This window comes from Ruegeria sp. N10 (assembly GCF_056531545.1).
The window spans coordinates 478,996-496,130 of sequence record NZ_JBQFLY010000001.1 but is presented as its reverse complement, the minus strand read 5'-3'; the positions used below and the strand labels follow the sequence as shown (position 1 = coordinate 496,130).

At 57.8% G+C, this 17,135-nt stretch carries 16 protein-coding genes and 1 tRNA gene; 8 read left to right on the top strand and 9 right to left on the bottom strand.

All coding sequences use genetic code 11. The features are described from left to right. Nucleotides 1–141: 141 nt before the first annotated feature. Genes ACR0JI_RS02480 through ACR0JI_RS02470 form a run of 3 tightly spaced genes read left to right on the top strand, consistent with a single transcriptional unit; the run spans nucleotide 142 to nucleotide 4,230 of the window. Nucleotides 142–789 (top strand): ABC transporter ATP-binding protein, encoded by a 648-nt coding sequence (locus ACR0JI_RS02480; RefSeq protein WP_480472909.1) that lies wholly within the window; start codon nucleotides 142–144, stop codon nucleotides 787–789. Then, nucleotides 786–3,200 (top strand): FtsX-like permease family protein, encoded by a 2,415-nt coding sequence (locus ACR0JI_RS02475; RefSeq protein WP_480493109.1) that lies wholly within the window; start codon nucleotides 786–788, stop codon nucleotides 3,198–3,200. Before ACR0JI_RS02480 ends, ACR0JI_RS02475 begins: the two co-directional genes overlap by 4 nt. Then, nucleotides 3,190–4,230: a lipocalin-like domain-containing protein gene (locus tag ACR0JI_RS02470; protein WP_480493108.1), complete on the top strand. Its 1,041-nt coding sequence runs from the start codon at nucleotides 3,190–3,192 to the stop codon at nucleotides 4,228–4,230. The genes ACR0JI_RS02475 and ACR0JI_RS02470 overlap by 11 nt, the downstream gene beginning before the upstream one ends. A 58-nt stretch (nucleotides 4,231–4,288) precedes the next feature. Here the strand turns inward: ACR0JI_RS02470 and ACR0JI_RS02465 are convergent, their stop codons facing one another. The 4 genes from ACR0JI_RS02465 to ACR0JI_RS02450 all read right to left on the bottom strand — a co-directional run bounded on the left by ACR0JI_RS02465 (nucleotide 4,289) and on the right by ACR0JI_RS02450 (nucleotide 8,955). After that, entirely contained in the window at nucleotides 4,289–4,720 is a 432-nt protein-coding gene (locus ACR0JI_RS02465; RefSeq protein WP_480472915.1) for a universal stress protein, read from the bottom strand. Then, nucleotides 4,717–7,326 (bottom strand): TRAP transporter permease, encoded by a 2,610-nt coding sequence (locus ACR0JI_RS02460; RefSeq protein WP_480493107.1) that lies wholly within the window; start codon nucleotides 7,324–7,326, stop codon nucleotides 4,717–4,719. Before ACR0JI_RS02460 ends, ACR0JI_RS02465 begins: the two co-directional genes overlap by 4 nt. Before the next feature lie 108 nt (nucleotides 7,327–7,434). After that, a complete protein-coding gene (locus tag ACR0JI_RS02455) occupies nucleotides 7,435–8,403 on the bottom strand; it encodes a TAXI family TRAP transporter solute-binding subunit (protein WP_480472919.1) in 969 nt (322 codons plus the stop codon). Between the two features lie 466 nt (nucleotides 8,404–8,869). Next, nucleotides 8,870–8,955 (bottom strand) — tRNA-Leu (locus ACR0JI_RS02450). A 145-nt stretch (nucleotides 8,956–9,100) separates the two neighbouring features. Here ACR0JI_RS02450 and ACR0JI_RS02445 point away from each other — a divergent pair. Continuing rightward, the gene (locus ACR0JI_RS02445) at nucleotides 9,101–9,679 is read left to right on the top strand and encodes a YqaA family protein (protein WP_480472921.1); all 579 of its coding nucleotides are present in this window, start codon (nucleotides 9,101–9,103) and stop codon (nucleotides 9,677–9,679) included. Next, complete coding sequence (locus tag ACR0JI_RS02440; RefSeq protein WP_480472923.1) at nucleotides 9,676–10,146, top strand: disulfide bond formation protein B; 471 nt, start codon at nucleotides 9,676–9,678, stop codon at nucleotides 10,144–10,146. Before ACR0JI_RS02445 ends, ACR0JI_RS02440 begins: the two co-directional genes overlap by 4 nt. Here the strand turns inward: ACR0JI_RS02440 and ACR0JI_RS02435 are convergent. After that, nucleotides 10,143–10,730, bottom strand: coding sequence for an HNH endonuclease (locus ACR0JI_RS02435; RefSeq protein ID WP_209503840.1), 588 nt, complete (start codon nucleotides 10,728–10,730; stop codon nucleotides 10,143–10,145). The genes ACR0JI_RS02440 and ACR0JI_RS02435 overlap by 4 nt on opposite strands. A gap of 213 nt (nucleotides 10,731–10,943) precedes the next feature. Here ACR0JI_RS02435 and ACR0JI_RS02430 point away from each other — a divergent pair, with 213 nt between their 5' ends. After that, the gene (locus ACR0JI_RS02430; protein WP_480476745.1) at nucleotides 10,944–11,549 is read left to right on the top strand and encodes an rRNA large subunit pseudouridine synthase E; all 606 of its coding nucleotides are present in this window, start codon (nucleotides 10,944–10,946) and stop codon (nucleotides 11,547–11,549) included. Nucleotides 11,550–11,581: 32 nt separating this feature from the next. Further along, on the top strand, nucleotides 11,582–12,007 hold the full coding sequence (locus tag ACR0JI_RS02425) for a VOC family protein (RefSeq protein WP_480472925.1): 426 nt from the start codon (nucleotides 11,582–11,584) through the stop codon (nucleotides 12,005–12,007). A 43-nt stretch (nucleotides 12,008–12,050) separates the two neighbouring features. Here the strand turns inward: ACR0JI_RS02425 and ACR0JI_RS02420 are convergent, their stop codons facing one another. Then, nucleotides 12,051–12,716, bottom strand: a complete 666-nt coding sequence (locus tag ACR0JI_RS02420; RefSeq protein WP_480472927.1) for an alpha/beta hydrolase — start codon at nucleotides 12,714–12,716, stop codon at nucleotides 12,051–12,053. Further along, the gene (locus ACR0JI_RS02415) at nucleotides 12,713–13,345 is read right to left on the bottom strand and encodes a DNA-3-methyladenine glycosylase family protein (protein WP_480472929.1); all 633 of its coding nucleotides are present in this window, start codon (nucleotides 13,343–13,345) and stop codon (nucleotides 12,713–12,715) included. Before ACR0JI_RS02415 ends, ACR0JI_RS02420 begins: the two co-directional genes overlap by 4 nt. 97 nt (nucleotides 13,346–13,442) lie before the next feature. Here ACR0JI_RS02415 and ACR0JI_RS02410 point away from each other — a divergent pair, with 97 nt between their 5' ends. Continuing rightward, nucleotides 13,443–14,669, top strand: coding sequence for an MFS transporter (locus ACR0JI_RS02410; RefSeq protein WP_480493106.1), 1,227 nt, complete (start codon nucleotides 13,443–13,445; stop codon nucleotides 14,667–14,669). On the opposite strand, the gene ACR0JI_RS02405 is transcribed toward ACR0JI_RS02410, so the two are convergent. After that, nucleotides 14,670–15,452: a squalene/phytoene synthase family protein gene (locus tag ACR0JI_RS02405; RefSeq protein ID WP_480493105.1), complete on the bottom strand. Its 783-nt coding sequence runs from the start codon at nucleotides 15,450–15,452 to the stop codon at nucleotides 14,670–14,672. Further along, a complete protein-coding gene (gene cimA / locus ACR0JI_RS02400; RefSeq protein ID WP_480493104.1) occupies nucleotides 15,449–17,083 on the bottom strand; it encodes a citramalate synthase in 1,635 nt (544 codons plus the stop codon). The genes ACR0JI_RS02405 and cimA overlap by 4 nt, the downstream gene beginning before the upstream one ends. Nucleotides 17,084–17,135 lie beyond the last annotated feature (52 nt).

Here is a 17,135-nt window from a genome sequence, read left to right as displayed (position 1 = left end):
TGTCAGGGCACAATGACCTTTCAAAACGCAAGGCACAACCCCGCCACCGGATAAGGTAGCCTGCGGCGAAAGGAACCGGTGAAAGGTCTGCACTGGACAGTTGGGAAGTCCGGCGCACATCCTGTGCAAAAAGGGCGCTTCATGCTGTTGATCATCGACCGAGTTCAAAAGACTTATCCCGGCGGGCGGCCCGTTTTGCGCGACGTGTCTCTGACACTGGATCAGGGACAAACGCTTGCTCTGACCGGTGAAAGCGGCAGCGGTAAGAGCACCTTGCTGAATCTGGCCGCCGCCCTGGACAGTTTCGACAGAGGCGAGATTACGCTGGATGGCACGCCCCTGTCCCCTTTGGATGATGCGGGCCGGGCCGGGTTGCGGCGCAGAAAGGTTTCGCTTGTGTTCCAGCAGTTCAACCTGATCCCATCGCTGACCGTGGGGCAAAACCTGTCCTTTCATGCCCGCCTTGCAGGTACCGAAAATGCCCAATGGTCCGGGCAATTGGCAGACCGGCTTGGGCTTTCGGATCTGCTGGACCGCTACCCCGAAAGCTTGTCGGGCGGCCAGCAGCAGCGGGTGGCCATAGGACGGGCCATGGCCGCGCGCCCGAAACTGTTGCTGGCGGACGAGCCGACAGGCAATCTTGACGAAACCGCCAGCGCCAAAGTGCTGGACCTGATGCTGTCACTTGTGGCTGATACTGGTGCAGCTTTGCTGCTGGTGACGCATTCCCCGCAAATCGCGGCCCGTCTGGACACGCACCTACGCCTGAGCGGCGGGCGCATCCAATGACATTGGCCGTCGTCCAGGCCCTGCTGTCCCATTGGCGGGTGCATTGGTTGCTACTGGCAACGCTGCTGATCGGTATCGCCCTGGCAACTGGTTTGTGGTCCGCTGTACAGGCCATCAATACCGAGGCCCGCGCCAGCTATTCCCGTGCCAACGCCCAACTGGCACTTGGGCAGTTTGACGAATTGCACGATCCAGCCGGTTTCATCGCCATGTCCCGTTATGTCGACCTGCGTCGCGCGGGGTGGCAGGTGGCCGCCGTACTGGAAGGCCCTTATCGGGTCGCTGGACGTACGTTGCGTTTGATGGGCGTGGATATGGTGGCCTATCCCGCCTTGCCCGCAATTACCGAGGCCCAGCAAAGCGGTGCGCCGCCCGACCCGGCGGACATATTGACTGCTCCGGGCCGCCTGCTGGTTTCGACAGAGTTGGAGCACTTGTTGCGCGGTCACGATACTCTGCCCCCGGTTCTCAGTACCTCAGCGCTGCCGCCGGATGTGATCCTGACGGATATCGGCGTTGCCGAACGTCTTCTGAATCAGCCCGGTTCAGTCTCGCGGCTCATTATTCTGCCCGATCAACCCCGCGGGCTTCAGCCCCTGACCACGATCGCGCCAGAGCTGGAACGCATCAGCCCGTCACAAAAGATCGACACTGCTCGGCTGACCGACAGTTTCCACCTGAACCTGTCAGCCTTTGGATTGCTGTCCTTTGCAGTCGGCCTTTTTATCGTGAACGGCACAGTCGGGCTGGCATTTGCCCAACGCAGGGGCATTATCCGCACGCTGCGGGCACTGGGTGTTTCGATGCGATTACTGGTCTGGCTGATCCTTGCCGAGCTGACATTTCTGGCCTTGATCGGTGGGCTCGTCGGGTTGCTTTTGGGCTTCTTTCTGGCCGGAGCACTTCTGCCCGATGTCGCGGCCACGTTGCGTGGCCTTTACGGCGCACCAGTAACAGGGCAACTGACGCTGCAACTGGAATGGTTTTTGGCTGGGATTGCCATGGCAGTCTTTGGCACATTGCTGGCCAGCGGCCACGCATTGTGGCGCCTGTCGCGTATGCCCCTGCTGACAAGTCCGGGCGTTCAAGCGTGGCGGGGCGACCCCCGTGCGCGCCATCTTGCAGCGGCATTCGGATTGGTGATGATCCTGGGTGGCGGTTTGGCCTATGTCAGTTTCGGGGGGCTGATCGCCGGGTTTGCCCTGTTGGCTGGCTTGCTGACCGGTGCAGCGCTGATGCTGCCTGCGCTTTTGTCAGTAATGCTTTCATTCTGCGCCAGCACAGCGCGGGGGCCTATTGCCCAATGGGTCTGGGCGGATATGCGGGCACAACTGCCCGGATTGTCACTTGCCCTGATGGCCCTGTTGCTGGCTTTGGCAGCGAATGTCGGCGTAGGCACGATGGTGTCCAGCTTCCGGCTGACATTCGTCGGGTGGCTTGACCAGCGCCTGACGTCAGAACTCTACCTAACTGCCAGCGACGACGATCAGGGGCAGGAGATTACCGACTGGCTGCGCCCTCAGGTCGAAGCCATTCTGCCAATCCGAAATGTGGAATTGTCGCACGAAAAGGGGCCTCTGTTTCTTTACGGTGTCGTGGATGATCCGGTCTATCGGCAGAACTGGCCAGTGATCACCTCAAGCCCGAATGCATGGGATGACGTCATGGCCGGACGTGCGGTTCTGATCAACGAGCAACTGGCCCGGCGTGCCGATCTCTGGCCCGGCGGTGCTTTGGCCTTATCGCCGGACCACATCCTGACCATCGCCGGGGTCTATTCGGATTATGGGAATCCGACCGGGCAAGCCATCGTCTCGATGGACCAACTGAACCAGATCGCTCCGGGTACGGAGGCCCGCCGTTTTGGCATTCGTCTAAACCCCGAAAACGCAACCGAAATGGCGCAAACCTTGAGGGAACGGTTCAACCTTCCACGTCAGGCTGTCGTACAGCAAGCTGCAATGAAGGCGCAGTCGCTGTCGATATTTGAGAAGACTTTTGTCGTGACCTCGGCCTTGAATGTGCTGACCCTCGGCGTGGCGGGATTTGCCATTCTCACCAGTCTTCTGACCCTGTGGACCCAGCGCCTGCCACAGATCGCACCGGTCTGGGCGCTGGGGCTGAACAGGGCGCAACTTGCAGGGCTGGAACTGTTGCGCAGCCTATTGCTGGCGGCATTGACCGCCTGTCTGGCGTTGCCACTTGGGCTTGTTCTGGCATGGGTTCTGCTGACGGTGATCAACGTTCAGGCTTTTGGTTGGCGCCTGCCGATGTTCGTCTTCCCCTGGGATTGGCTGTGGCTGTTTCTACTGACCCTTCTTGCTGCCCTGCTTGCCGCCGCCCTGCCCGCGCTACGGATGCTGCGCCTGCCACCCGCCGATCTACTGAAAGTGTTCGCCAATGAACGTTAGGACCCTACTAATCCTGCTTATGTGGCTCTACCCGATACCGCTTTGGGCGCAGGGCTATGCAGGTCTAGGCGGAACCGCTGAAGGTTTTGAAGTGCCGGCAGCCGGGTATGAATTTGATTTCCCAAAGGATCACGGCCCCCACCCGGCCTACCGCATCGAATGGTGGTATCTGACCGCCAATCTCCAAGGGGACGACGGCCTGGACTATGGCATTCAATGGACCCTGTTCCGGTCAGCCCTGAAACCCTATGACAGCGACGGGTGGCAAAGCCCGCAACTTTGGATGGGTCATGCTGCTGTTACGACCCCCAAGGATCATTTTTTTACCGAGCGATTGTCACGCGGGGGGATTGGCCAGGCCGGTGTAACCGCACAACCGTTTGAGGCCTGGATTGATGAATGGCGCATGGCCGGATCGGATTTGGACAGCCTGTCACTGACGGCCAATGGTGATGAATTCGGCTATGATCTTTCACTGACTGCGCAAGGGCCATTGGTATTTCACGGCGACGCGGGCTATTCGGTTAAATCCGCCGATAGACAGGCAAGTTACTATTACTCGCAGCCCTTTTACACAGTCGAAGGCGTGCTGCATTTGCCGGATGGCGAGGTGCAGGTAACCGGTCAGGGGTGGCTGGATCGGGAATGGTCCTCACAACCCTTGGCGGCGGATCAAAGGGGCTGGGATTGGTTCTCGCTCAGTTTTGAGGGAGGCGATAAGCTGATGGCTTTTCGCCTGCGCGGGGATCGAGGCGATTTCACCTCGGCCACCTGGATCAATTCTGACGGCAGTACTGAGGCCATCCCCAACGGTACAATCGGCCTTTTGCCGCTGAGTACCGACGAGGTTGCCGGACGCAATATCCCGACACACTGGCAAGTCGACCTAGCGGATCGGGGCATAGATATTCAGATCTCAGCCCTGACACCTGATGCGTGGATGGGTACCAGTTTCGAATACTGGGAAGGCCCTGTCACCGTAAACGGCAGCCATAAAGGCGTTGGCTATCTTGAGATGACAGGTTACTGAACCAACCCGACTTTTCTCTACGACCGGCGACGCGATCTTTTGCGCGCTGGAAAATCAGTCAGCGAACCACATAAACTGAGACGTTGGAATGCCGCACCACACGCGCCGCATTCGGACCAAGCAGATAGTCTTTGAAATCCGGCCTATGCGCGCCGATCACAATCAGGTCGGAACCGGCACTTTCGGCGGTTTTCAGGATCTCCTGATAGGCTGTGCCTGTCGCGACTACATGGCGGATGCTTTCATTGCGCTCTGCCCCCAATGCGGAAATGCACAGCGCCGTCAGTTTGGCTCGCGCCTCGGCCAACGCCTTGTCGTGAAAACCTGATTCAAAAAACCCGGACACCCAGCTTTCCCCGAAATCGGGCAGCACAGTCACGACATCCAACTGTGCCCCTTCCAGATCCGCCAAAGCAGCGGCTTTTTGCAGGACCGGAGCATCAATCTCGCCATTGCTGATATCAATGGCACACAGAACAGAACGTGTCATGCGGGCACCCCTTGTCTGGCGGCACGGCCGCGTTGCAGGAACGCGATAAGACCCAAGAGGATCATCGCTGGGATATACACCAGCTGCTTGGGCAGCTGGTCGGACGGCAAGCTGACCGACGTCAGGCGTACGGGTTCATCGCCATAGTAGTCAAAGATGGCCAGATCGTCGGCCACCGGCGCGCCGAACAGCGGCTCGTCAAGCTTGACCAGCCCGTCCTCGGGAACCAGCAGCAGGCCCATCGCCTCGACCCGTGCGGCCCCTCCTTCTTCGTCGCCCACAGTAACAACAACGGTTGTGTCCACCATTTCAAGCGTATCGTAATCGGGGCCTGCGACCACTAGGCGGACATCCGTTCCCGGCGGTGTCTGACCAATGGTCTCTTCAAATGCAGCGGGTTCAACCGATTCGAACGGAGGCGAGATGCGATCCATGAAATAGTCCGGTCGGAACAGGGCAAATGCCACCAGAACGAGCGCGACACTTTCATAGATACGGCTGCGGGTCAGGAAATACCCCATCGTACCCGCCGTAAAGACCAGAATCGCTATGGTCGCGAAAACGGCCACAGTGATCCCCTCAAGCCATGTAACGTCGATCAAAAGAAGATCAGTGTTGAAGATGAACACAAAAGGCAGTGCCACGGTGCGCAGGCTGTAGAAGAATGCTGTGAAGCCGGTTTTGATTGCATCACCGCCTGATACAGCGGCAGCGGCGAAACTGGCCAGACCCACCGGTGGCGTCACATCCGCCATGATCCCGAAGTAGAAGACGAACAGGTGCACGGCAATCAACGGCACGATAAGTCCGCTCTGCGCCCCCAGTTCAACGACCACTCCGGCCATCAACGAGCTGACAACGATATAATTCGCCGTGGTCGGCAGGCCCATGCCCAGAATCAGGCTCAGCAGGCCAACCATGATCAGCATCAGGATAAGATTGCCGCCCGACAGGAACTCGACCAGATCAGCCATAACCTGACCAACACCCGTCAAGGTCACGGTACCCACGATCACGCCCGCAGTTGCAGTTGCCAGTGCGATACCGATCATGTTCCGCGCTCCGTCAATCAGACCTTGCCACAGGTCAGCGACACCGTCGACGAAGGTACTGATTAAATTGCTCTGCCCCCGGAAAAGCGCCTTGAGCGGTTTCTGCGTCAGCAGGATTACGAACAGCAATGCGGTTGCCCAGAAGGCCGACAGCCCCGGTGATTTCTGTTCGATCATCAGGAAGTAAACCAGAACGACGATCGGCAGAAGGTGGTGCAAACCTGCCTTGTAGATATCTGCGACAACCGGCAGCGTGACTTCCTTTGCATTCGGATCGTCAGGCTCAAGGTCCGGCACTTGTGCCGCCAGAAAAAGCAATCCGACATAAACCGCGCAGACGATCAGGCTCAGCACAAGGCCCGCCGCGGACGGAATCAAGCTTGTTACAGCATCAACCGGGAATTGCGAGCCATAGCAAAGTCCTGCAAACACCAGGAAGAAGGCCAGCATACCCACAACGGTTCGCGCCAGATGCACGTCTCGGTCACCCAAGGTTGGCATGTTCCGCTTCACCGCTTCCAAATGCACAATATAGACCAGTGCGATGTAAGAAATCGCCGCTGGCAGGAAGGCGTGGGTGATCACCTCGACATATGAGATGCCCACATATTCCACCATCAGGAACGCCGCAGCACCCATTACAGGCGGCATGATCTGACCGTTCACGGAACTTGCAACTTCGACCGACCCCGCCTGTTCGCTGGAAAAGCCAACGCGCTTCATCAACGGAATGGTGAACGTACCGGTGGTAACAACGTTGGCAATCGACGAACCCGAGATCAGGCCAGTTGCCGCAGACCCCACAACGGCCGCCTTGGCAGGGCCGCCCCGCAGGTGACCCAGAGCGCCAAAGGCCATTTTTATGAAGTAGTTCCCTGCCCCAGCCTTATCGAGTAGCGCGCCAAACAGCACGAACAGGAATACGAATTTCGTAGAAACACCCAGCGCGATGCCAAACACGCCTTCGGACGTGATCCACATATGGCTCATGGCCTTTTTCAGGCTCGCACCTTTCCACTGGATCACTTCGGGGACCCAGGAAGACGATCCAAAGAACACATAGGCCAGGAAAACCGTGGCTATGATCGCCATTGCTGGACCAAGTGCGCGGCGCGCGGCCTCAAACAGCAACAGCAGCCCCAACAAAGCCACCCATTTGTCGATGTCATCGGCCAGCAGGCCATTATTGACCAGTTTCTCATAGAAGATGTAGCCGTACAGCGCGATACCCGCGCCCAAAACGCCCATGACCCAGTCCTGAACAGGGACATAATTGCGCGGGCTGGATTTCAGCGCCGGATAGGCCGCAAACGCCAGAAAGATCGCAAAGGCCAGATGGATCTGGCGTGAATTATTCACCACGCTTCCGGGCAGCAGGTAATTCGACAAGGGAGAGGCCAGAACGATCTGATATACCGACCACAAAACGGCAACAATCGCCAGAAACAGCCCCACATTTCCAGCGGGATTTCGCGCCCCTGCATCGGATGAGGCGACAAGGTCCTGAAGCTCTTCTTCCGAGAGTGGGCGATTGCCCTGTGTATCGGAACTCATGTGAAATCTCTCCGTCCTGCGGCCTTGGATTCTTTGGCCCTCTTGTCCCCGGTTTATCCCGGATGTGAACCGGGGCGCCGCAAAAGGACGCCCCGTGTAAAGTCTGGCTTACTGAATCCAGCCTTTTTCTTTGTAGTACTTTTCGGCGCCCGGATGCAGCGGAGCGGACAGGCCGTCCGAAATCATCTCCTCGGGCTTGAGATTGGCAAATGCCGGGTGCAGCTTTTTGAAGTCTTCGAAGTTTTCAAAGACCGAGCTTACAACCGCATAGACAGCATCGTCCGACACATCCGCCGAAGTCACGAAGGTCGCGCCCACGCCAAAGGTGGTGGTGTCATTGTCCGAACCCCGGTACATGCCACCCGGGATAGTCGCAGTGCGGTAGTATGAGTTGTTGTCGATCAGACCCTGAATCGCATCACCGGTGACGTTCACCAGAACAGAATCGCAGGCTGTCGTAGCTTCCTGAATCGAACCCGACGGGTGACCCACGGTGTAGATCATCGCATCCAGTTGGTTGTCACAAAGCGCAGCCGACTGCTCAGCCGCTTTCAGCTCGGACGCCAATTCGAAATCATCGACGGTCCAGCCCAACGCTTCCAGAACCACATCCATGGTGCCACGTTGGCCAGAACCCGGGTTACCGATGTTCACACGCTTGCCCTTGAGGTCTTCAAAGCTGGAAATACCGGCATCCGCGCGGGCCACAACGGTGAAGGGCTCGGGGTGGACCGAGAACACCGCACGCAGCTTTTCGAAGGGACCTGCCTCTTCAAATTTCGAGGTGCCGTTATACGCGTGATACTGCCAGTCGGACTGGGCAACACCGAATTCCAGCTCGCCTTCGCGAATGGTGTTGATGTTGTAGACCGAGCCACCGGTCGATTCGACCGAGCAGCGCACACCGTGTTCTTTCCGACCCTTGTTCACCAGACGGCAGATCGCGCCACCTGTCGGATAGTAAACACCGGTCACGCCGCCAGTACCAATTGTAATGAACTCTTCGGCATAGGCCGCCGGAGCCAACATGGCTGCGGTTACAAACGCGCCGAGGCTCAATTTGCTGCTGTTTTTCATTTCAGAACTCCCACATTTTTTGTCTGGCAGTTGGCATTCAAATCAATCACCCTGCTCATGAGTCCGTGCCGATAAAAAAAATCGGCCCGCTTCACAGCAGATGCAACCTGTTGAATTTTCCAGTTTCTCCCAACCCCCTTGAGGGTTCATCCAGATGCATTCAATGTCAAGGCCAGCGCCAGCCTGACTTGCTCCATTCCGCATATATGAGCGTAAGTTTTGAATTTTCCCCTCTGGCACACAGGAAAACCCGCCAGATCAGTCTTCCGGAACTTTACTGTCCTTTTCTGTTCAGGTCGGTTCGACAGCAGGACGTATTCGGTGCCCCTGTATTAGCATGAGACTGATAACAGAGGACTGAAAAGAACGAGACCAGATCGAAAAGTGAGAGTTAAGTGTGCGAGCACGCAATAAGCCCAAAAAGAAAAAACAGGAAGCAGGTTCCCCTAACCCCCTGTTTTTACTTTGGTACCCAAGGCCGGACTCGAACCGGCACGGTATCACTACCGGGGGATTTTGAATCCCCTGCGTCTACCATTCCGCCACTTGGGCCACGGACACTGGATTAGCGCCCATCCGAGGGAAGGTCCAGAGGCAAAAATCATCCAATAATCCATTTGTTTCGACCGCGATGGTTGACGGGCCGTCAGGTGCGTGGTTTGGCTTTCCGGGGCCGAGAACGGGATTTGAGTGCTTAATGTTGCGATCACTTTATGACTGGACAATTCGTCTGGCGGAACACCCTCATGCGCTGTGGGCGCTGGCTGTTGTGGCCTTTGTCGAAAGTTCGTTCTTTCCGATTCCCCCCGACGTTCTGATGATTCCGATGATCCTGGCGCGCCCGTCGCGCGCCTGGCTGATTGCAACTGTTGCTCTGGTGGCTTCGGTTCTGGGCGGGATGCTGGGCTATGCGATTGGTGCGTTTTTCTATGAAAGTCTGGGGCAGCCCATTCTTGAATCCATGGGCAAGGCCCATGCGATGGAAGAATTCAACACACGCTTCAACGATTTCGGGTTCTGGGCGGTCCTGGCCGCCGGAGTGACGCCCTTCCCGTACAAGGTCATCACCATCATGTCCGGCTGGACAGGAATGCCGCTTGGGACATTCATCGCAACGTCGATACTGGCACGTGCGCTCAGATTCTTCCTTGTTGCGGCCCTGCTTTGGGGCTTTGGCGAGCCGATCCGTGAATTTATTGAAAAACGCTTGGGGCTGATGTTCACCTTGTTCATCGTCCTCCTGTTCGGCGGCTTCCTGGTGGTGAAATACCTATGACGAGACGTTCACAACTTATCGCACTGGCAAGTCTTGGGTCCCTGGCCCTTCTGCTGGCAGCTTTTGGCTTTCAATATCTGGGCGGCCTTGCCCCCTGTAAAATGTGTATCTGGCAGCGCTACCCGCATGGGGTCGCAATCGCGATTGGCGTTTTGGCGCTGGCCTTGCCAAGACTGAGCATCCTGCCACTATGTGGCGCGATGGCAGCGGCTGTCACTTCGGGTATTGGGTTTTACCACGCCGGCGTTGAACAAGGATGGTGGGAAGGTCCGACCAGTTGCACATCCGGCAGCATCAGTGGGATGTCGAATGACGACCTGTTCGACCAGATTATGTCAGCGCCTTTGGTTCGCTGCGACGATATCCCGTGGGAAATGTTCAACATCTCGATGGCCGGATGGAATGCCATTGCCTCGGCTGTTCTGGTACTGATCTGGCTCGCGGCGTGGCGGGCAAGCAAGGCCTAGAATTCGTCCAGCTCAGCATCCCAATACAGAAAATCGATCCAGCTTTCGTGTAAGTGATTGGGCGGAAACTTCCGACCAACATTGCGCAGTGCTTCGGCGTCAGGCTGACGGGGCGGCTTTCGCAGGCTCATTCCTGCCTGACGCAGCGATTTCGACCCTTTGCGCAGGTTGCACGGGCTGCACGCCGCCACAACGTTCTGCCAACTGGTCACCCCACCGGCGGCGCGTGGCACCACATGATCAAAGGTCAAATCACCGCGGCTGCCACAGTACTGGCACCGGAACTCGTCCCTCAGAAATAAATTAAAGCGCGTGAAGGCCACGCGCTTTCTGGGTTTTACATAGTCTTTCAGAACAACGACCGAAGGTATTCGGATCTGAGTACTTGGGCTGCGAACCACTTCGTCGTATTCGGCCACGATGTCGACGCGATCCAGCCAGGCGGCCTTGATCGCTTCCTGCCAGGGCCACAGGGACAACGGGTAATAAGACAGGGGGCGATAATCGGCGTTCAAAACCAATGCCGGATGATGCTTCAGCGCACCAGGCTCCCTGACAAATTCGGTCCTGAAGTCTCCGTCCATATCAGAATCGCTCCTCGCTCTGCTCTGCCCGTTTTTGACATCAGAGCGGGGAACACCCGCCCCGGCCTTAGTATAACTATATATCGTGTTAATACTCTGACAAGCCCTGATTTTCCACAATATGTCGCAAACTGGGTAATGCGAATCCGTAACAGGCGCATGACAGTTATCCACAGCTTGCGCGGGACGCACTCTTCGGGGTATGCGCGGGTCATGTCCTGGTTCATTCGCTTCAACAAACCTTATGATGTGCTGCCGCAGTTCACCGACCGCGACAATGGGGATACTCCGCGCAGTACACTGTCCGATTTCATCGATCTGCCCGGGGTTTATCCCGCCGGTCGGTTGGATCGTGACAGCGAAGGTTTGATGCTGCTGACTGACCACGGCAAGTTGCAGGCGCAGATATCGGATCCCAAGCACAAGATGGCAAAAACCTATTGGGTTCAGGTCGAAGGCATCCCGGACGAAACCGCCCTGAAAGCGCTGCGAAACGGCGTCGAGTTGAAAGACGGCCTGACCCGTCCGGCGAAGGTGCGCCAGATCGACGAGCCAGACGACCTGTGGCCCCGCACCCCACCAATCCGCGAACGCGAGACAGTTCCAGACAGTTGGATAGAACTGTCCATACGCGAGGGCAAAAACCGTCAGGTGCGTCGAATGACGGCCGCCGTGGGCCTGCCGACCCTGCGCCTGATCCGTTATAGAATCGGAGACTGGACTCTGGACGATCTGGAACCGGGCCAGTGGGACAGCCTGCCCATGCCATCCCTGAACACCACACCGCAACGAAAACGCGACCGTCGACCGCGCCGGTGACATACCCTGCCCTGATCTGCTAAACTTAAGTCATGAAACTAACTCCCGGAATACCGGCCCCTTCGGCGATTCTGGAAGCGTCGCTTTATGTCGATGATCTGGACGCAGCAGAACAGTTTTACGGCGAAGTACTGGGCCTGAAACGCATTCAGCGTGTCGCCGACCGCCACGTGTTTTACCGAATTGGCGGATCGGTCCTGCTGATCTTTAACCCGGAACAGACGGAACAGCCGCCCCTCAACCCGGACATGCCCGTTCCGCCACATGGCGCCCGTGGTGCCGGGCATGTGTGTCTTGTACTGACCCGTGATGAAATCGCGGTAATGCGCAAGCACCTTCTGGACTGGAATGTCCCCGTAGACGCAGAATTTGACTGGCCCGGAGGCGCACGATCTTTGTACGTGCGCGACCCGGCCGGAAACTCAGTCGAGTTTGCGGAAGCGCATCTTTGGTCTTAATCCGATGCGAAACGACAGTGTTCTGCTGATTTAATCTTACCGGCTAAAGGCTCAGCTTGTCGCGCATGAAGGCCAGGGCCACACTCAGCCCGTCCGGGGCGATGCCGTGCCCGGTGCCCTTCATGACATGAGCGTAGACCTCTTTGAAACCGGCGGATTGCAGGGCCTCCGCCGCTTCGGGCAAGGATTGCGGCGGGACGACGTCGTCGGCGTCGCCATGCACCAGCAATACCGGCATCCGGCTGACAGTTTCGTCTGCCAGAAGGTCCGCCTCTAGCAAACGGCCTGAGAAAGCGACAATTCCGGCCACGGGGTCTTCGCGGCGGGGCGCGACATACAAGCTCATCATTGTGCCCTGGCTAAAACCAAACAGGACAACCTGTTCGGGCAGAACGTCTTCATCCACCATCAGCGCATCCAGAAAGGCATTAAAGTCCTCGACCGCCATTTCCATGCCCCTGCGCGCTTCTTCCTCAGACGACCCGTCAATCCAGGGAATCGGAAACCACTGAAAGCCATTGGGCATTCCGGGGATCTGCTCGGGCGCGTCCGGGGCCACGAACAATGTGTCGGGCAGATGTTCACCCAGCGGGTCGGCCAAACCCAGCAGATCGGCACCGTTTGCGCCATAGCCATGCACGAACACCACAACCGAGCGCGTGTCGCCCGAAACAGGCTCTTTCCGGAGCGCATTCAAAACCCGTGTCATCTGATCCCTTCTCTTTGCTTTGCAACCCGGTAATAGGCCCACAGCACCCGCGCCGCAACCGAGCGCCAGGGCGACCAGGCCTCGGCCATCTTGCGCAGTTCTCTATCCGTTGGGCGATAGGGCAGGTCATAGAGGATGCGCGCGGCCTCTTGCAGCGCCAGGTCGCCGGGGGCGATCACGTCAGCGCGACCAAGTGAGAACATGGCGTATATTTCCGCAGTCCATACGCCGATGCCTGGCACTTGCGTCAGCGTGGTCACAACCCCCGCATCAGGAACATCACGTAACGCTTTGTAATCTATACGCGCTTCTGCCAACGCCTTTGCATATCGGATCTTCTGACGGCTTAGCCCTACGGCCCGCAGATCGTCATCCGTTGCCCACATGATCTTACGCGGACCTGTCAGTTTGGCGTCTTGCAGGCGTTGCCATATTGCATTGGCCGAAGCCACGCTGACCTGTTGGCTGACAATGGCACTCAGCAGCTGCGCGAACCCGTCAGGACGGCGACGTAGCGGCAATGGGCCAATCTGTTCCATTGCATAGGCCATGCGTGGGCAGCTCCGGGCCAGCCATTCAGCCCCTTCCGCCACACAACCCGGCGTTTCGATGATGCGGCCAACGGGCATGTAGTCCCCCTGCTCAGTTGTTACTGGCACGTTAGGCGCATGTGCCGCAGATGCAACCGGGTTGTGCCGCAAACACTTAGCCGATACCCATTCCGCCATGACCATGATCTCGACACTTCCTAATGACCGTCAGGCCAAACGCAACGTTGCTGTCTTAGTGGCGGCGCAGGCCATTCTGGGCGCGCAGATGCCAATGATGTTCATCGTCGGAGGGCTGGCCGGTCAGTCGCTGGCAACCAATCCCTGCCTGGCGACATTGCCCATTTCACTGATTGTTCTGGGATCGATGCTGGCGGCCACGCCAATTTCGGCCATCATGCAAAAATGGGGGCGTCGCGTCGGGTTCTTTGTTGGCGCGACATCCGGTGCGTTGGGCGGGTTGATCGGGGCCTATGGCCTGTTTCTTGGCTCTTTCCCCGTCTTCCTTATCGGCAGCCTGTTAACAGGCATCTACATGAGCGCCCACGGATTCTACCGGTTCGCCGCAGCGGACACCGCATCGGACGAGTTCCGCCCCAAAGCGATTTCCTATGTCATGGCTGGTGGACTGGCGGCTGCCATCATTGGCCCGCAAATCGTAAAACTCACATCCGAAGCCTATGTCATCCCTTTTCTGGGCACCTATCTGGCTGTCATTGGGATCAATGTTCTGGGGTCCGCCCTGTTCTTCTTTCTTGACATCCCGACGCCTGCAAAACCCACCGGCTCCGAGCCCAAGGGGCGGTCGCGACTGGAGTTGCTGAAAACACCCCGCATCGCCGTGGCCATCATATGTGCCATGGTATCTTACGCGCTGATGAATCTTGTGATGACGTCAACGCCGTTGGCCGTGGTTGGTTGTGGTTACTCGGCCAATGACGCGGCGGACATCGTTACCAGCCACGTGCTTGCCATGTATGTGCCCAGTTTCTTCACCGGTCACCTGATCGCCCGGTTTGGTATCGAAAGGATTGTTGCGCTGGGTCTGGCGATTCTTGCAACCGCTGGCCTGGTCGCCTTGCAGGGCGTTGAATTGGGGAACTTTTTCGTTGCCCTCATTCTTCTGGGTGTTGGATGGAACTTTGGCTTTATCGGCGCGACCACGATGCTGGCCGCATCGCATGAGCCGCAGGAACGCGGCCGGATGCAGGGCCTTAACGACTTGCTGGTGTTTGGCGGAGTGACTATGGCCTCGCTGGCTTCGGGTGGATTGATGAACTGCTCGGGTGGGTCCCCGGTCGAAGGGTGGACAGCAGTCAACCTTGCAATGATCCCATTGCTGACACTGGCAGGCGGGGCCCTGTTGTGGCTGGTTCTGCGACCGGCCGACCCGGAACGGGCCTGATCACCAGCGCCCGCTGCCCACAGCCCACATCAAGGACAATCGCTGCTGTATTTCTCCCGGTACCAGAGCACCGGAGGCAACACGTTCGGGTCGGGCTATGGCTTGCTTCAATATCCGTTCGGCCAACCACCCGGAATATAATGCCGACCGTGCCTCAACCGAAATATCAGCCCTATGCGATCTGGCTTTATACAGACGATTCAATGCGGCCCCGGCCAAGGCACGCACCCCTTCAGAGGTGCCGTCCAGCAACGGTATCCGCCCGCGTCTTTCCAGTTCAGGAATAGCCCTCAGCCAGTTCGCCACCCCGACCGCATATCCAAAGTCACGCAACGCTGGTTCATCCGCTGCCCCCAGCGCCTGAGCGGATGCAACAAACAATGAACCCGTACTGTGATCGATATAGGCGTCAAAGCGTTCCTGATCTTCGAACGGGTCACGGTATATATCCCAACGCCTTACGGCCACATATTCATCCAAAACGCCTGCCAGATGGGGCGAAAGAACCCGTGACAAGGGTGTTACCACCTCGTGCCGCCGTACGGTTGCCCCTTCAGCAATTTCCTGTAGCGCGTCACGCCACCATTGCAGCCGCATCTCGGCGATCATCGGCTCTTGCGTCACCCAGGGTGCGCGCGCAACTTCGACGTTCAGCGCGTAAATTGGGAACAGGACTGCACGGTCTGCAACCGGTGCAGCCATCGCTGCGCGGAAACGATCTGGATCAGCCCGTTGCACAAGTGCCGCGCAGGCTTTGACGTCTTGGTCAAAGATCGCGCTCACTCGGCTGCTGCCTTTTTCGGATCACAATCGCGCACCAATTTCCACTGAATCGCATCCAGAAGCGCCTCGAAAGACGCATCGACTATGTTCGCGCTGACGCCCACGGTAGACCAGCGCCGCCCCTGCCCGTCTTCGCTGTCAATGATGACACGCGTGACCGCTTCGGTGCCGCCTTGCGTAATCCGCACCTTGAAGTCGACCAGACGCATATCTGACAGTACCTGCGAATACTGGCCCAGATCCTTGGCCAAGGCTTTGGCCAGCGCGTTCACCGGCCCCCTGTCGCTGCCTGACTCGTCCATGGATTCGCTGACAGACAGCTTCTTTTCGCCATCCACTCTTACGACAACAACGGCCTCGGACAGGCTGACCATCTTGTTGTATTTGTTCTTACGCCGTTCAACGGTGACTTTGTAACGCTTGACCTCGAAGAACTCGGGCAATTGACCCAGCTCTTCCCGCGCCAGCAGTTCAAAACTGGCCTGAGCGGTGTCATAGGAATATCCGTCAGCCTCGCGGGCTTTTATCTGGTCAAGGATGCGGCCAAGTGCCGGGTCACCTGCCTCAACACGCAAACCGGCCTCGGTCAAACGCTTACGCAGGTTTGACTGGCCAGCTTGGTTCGACATCGGAATGATACGCGAGTTCCCGACGCTTGCGGGTTCCACATGCTCATATGTCGATGGATCCTTGAGGATCGCGCTGGCGTGCAGTCCGGCCTTATGTGCAAAAGCCGACGCCCCGACATAAGCCGCCTGCTTGCTGGGCACCCGATTCAAAACATCATCCAGCATCCGGCTGATGCGGGTCAAACCAGCCAAAGCCTCACGGCTGACACCAATATCAAACTGCGACGCATAGGGTTCCTTCAGCAATAGCGTCGGGATCAAAGCGGTCAGGTTCGCATTACCGCAACGCTCGCCCAAACCATTCAATGTGCCCTGAATTTGCCGCGCACCGGCCTCAACAGCAGCCAGAGAACAGGCAACGGCATTTTCGGTATCGTTATGGGTGTGAATGCCCAACCGATCACCGGGCAACCCGGCTGCGATCACCTCGGATACAATCCGCCCGACCTCGGACGGCAAAGCGCCACCATTTGTGTCGCACAGGACAACCCACCGCGCGCCAGCCTCAAGCGCTGCGCGACATACATCCACGGCATATTCCGGATTGTCCTTGTAGCCATCAAAGAAATGTTCCGCATCAAACAGCGCTTCACGCCCCTGCGCCACGATATGCGCGACCGAGGCGCGCACGTTTTCCGTGTTCTCTTCCAGTGAAATGCCAAGCGCGTGGGTGACGTGATAATCATGCGACTTGCCGACCAGACAAACAGCCTGCGTTCCCGCATTTATCACCGCAGCCAGCACATCGTCATTCTCGGCTGATCGTCCTGCGCGTTTGGTCATGCCGAATGCCGTCAACCGGGCCGCGGTATTCGGAGCCACCTCGAAAAACGCGCTATCGGTCGGGTTGGCGCCGGGCCAACCGCCTTCGATGTAATCCACGCCCAATGCGTCCAGCGCCTGCGCGATCTGCACTTTTTCTGCGGTCGAGAACTGCACGCCCTGCGTTTGCTGCCCATCACGCAGGGTTGTGTCGTAAAGGTAGAGGCGTTCCTTGGTCATTATACTGGCTCTTTGGCTTGTTCGGTGGTTACCTAAATTAACGGAGGATGAA

What these genes read in the sequence shown, in the direction of transcription:
- ACR0JI_RS02420 (WP_480472927.1), bottom strand. Translation starts at nt 12,716, where the DNA reads ATGACACGGGTTTTGAATGCGCTCCGGAAAGAGCCTGTTTCGGGCGAC.
- cimA (WP_480493104.1), bottom strand. Translation starts at nt 17,083, where the DNA reads ATGACCAAGGAACGCCTCTACCTTTACGACACAACCCTGCGTGATGGG.
- ACR0JI_RS02415 (WP_480472929.1), bottom strand. Translation starts at nt 13,345, where the DNA reads ATGCCCGTTGGCCGCATCATCGAAACGCCGGGTTGTGTGGCGGAAGGG.
- ACR0JI_RS02430 (WP_480476745.1), top strand. Translation starts at nt 10,944, where the DNA reads ATGTCCTGGTTCATTCGCTTCAACAAACCTTATGATGTGCTGCCGCAG.
- ACR0JI_RS02445 (WP_480472921.1), top strand. Translation starts at nt 9,101, where the DNA reads ATGTTGCGATCACTTTATGACTGGACAATTCGTCTGGCGGAACACCCT.
- ACR0JI_RS02470 (WP_480493108.1), top strand. Translation starts at nt 3,190, where the DNA reads ATGAACGTTAGGACCCTACTAATCCTGCTTATGTGGCTCTACCCGATA.
- ACR0JI_RS02410 (WP_480493106.1), top strand. Translation starts at nt 13,443, where the DNA reads ATGACCATGATCTCGACACTTCCTAATGACCGTCAGGCCAAACGCAAC.
- ACR0JI_RS02475 (WP_480493109.1), top strand. Translation starts at nt 786, where the DNA reads ATGACATTGGCCGTCGTCCAGGCCCTGCTGTCCCATTGGCGGGTGCAT.
- ACR0JI_RS02455 (WP_480472919.1), bottom strand. Translation starts at nt 8,403, where the DNA reads ATGAAAAACAGCAGCAAATTGAGCCTCGGCGCGTTTGTAACCGCAGCC.
- ACR0JI_RS02425 (WP_480472925.1), top strand. Translation starts at nt 11,582, where the DNA reads ATGAAACTAACTCCCGGAATACCGGCCCCTTCGGCGATTCTGGAAGCG.
- ACR0JI_RS02465 (WP_480472915.1), bottom strand. Translation starts at nt 4,720, where the DNA reads ATGACACGTTCTGTTCTGTGTGCCATTGATATCAGCAATGGCGAGATT.
- ACR0JI_RS02480 (WP_480472909.1), top strand. Translation starts at nt 142, where the DNA reads ATGCTGTTGATCATCGACCGAGTTCAAAAGACTTATCCCGGCGGGCGG.
- ACR0JI_RS02435 (WP_209503840.1), bottom strand. Translation starts at nt 10,730, where the DNA reads ATGGACGGAGACTTCAGGACCGAATTTGTCAGGGAGCCTGGTGCGCTG.
- ACR0JI_RS02460 (WP_480493107.1), bottom strand. Translation starts at nt 7,326, where the DNA reads ATGAGTTCCGATACACAGGGCAATCGCCCACTCTCGGAAGAAGAGCTT.
- ACR0JI_RS02440 (WP_480472923.1), top strand. Translation starts at nt 9,676, where the DNA reads ATGACGAGACGTTCACAACTTATCGCACTGGCAAGTCTTGGGTCCCTG.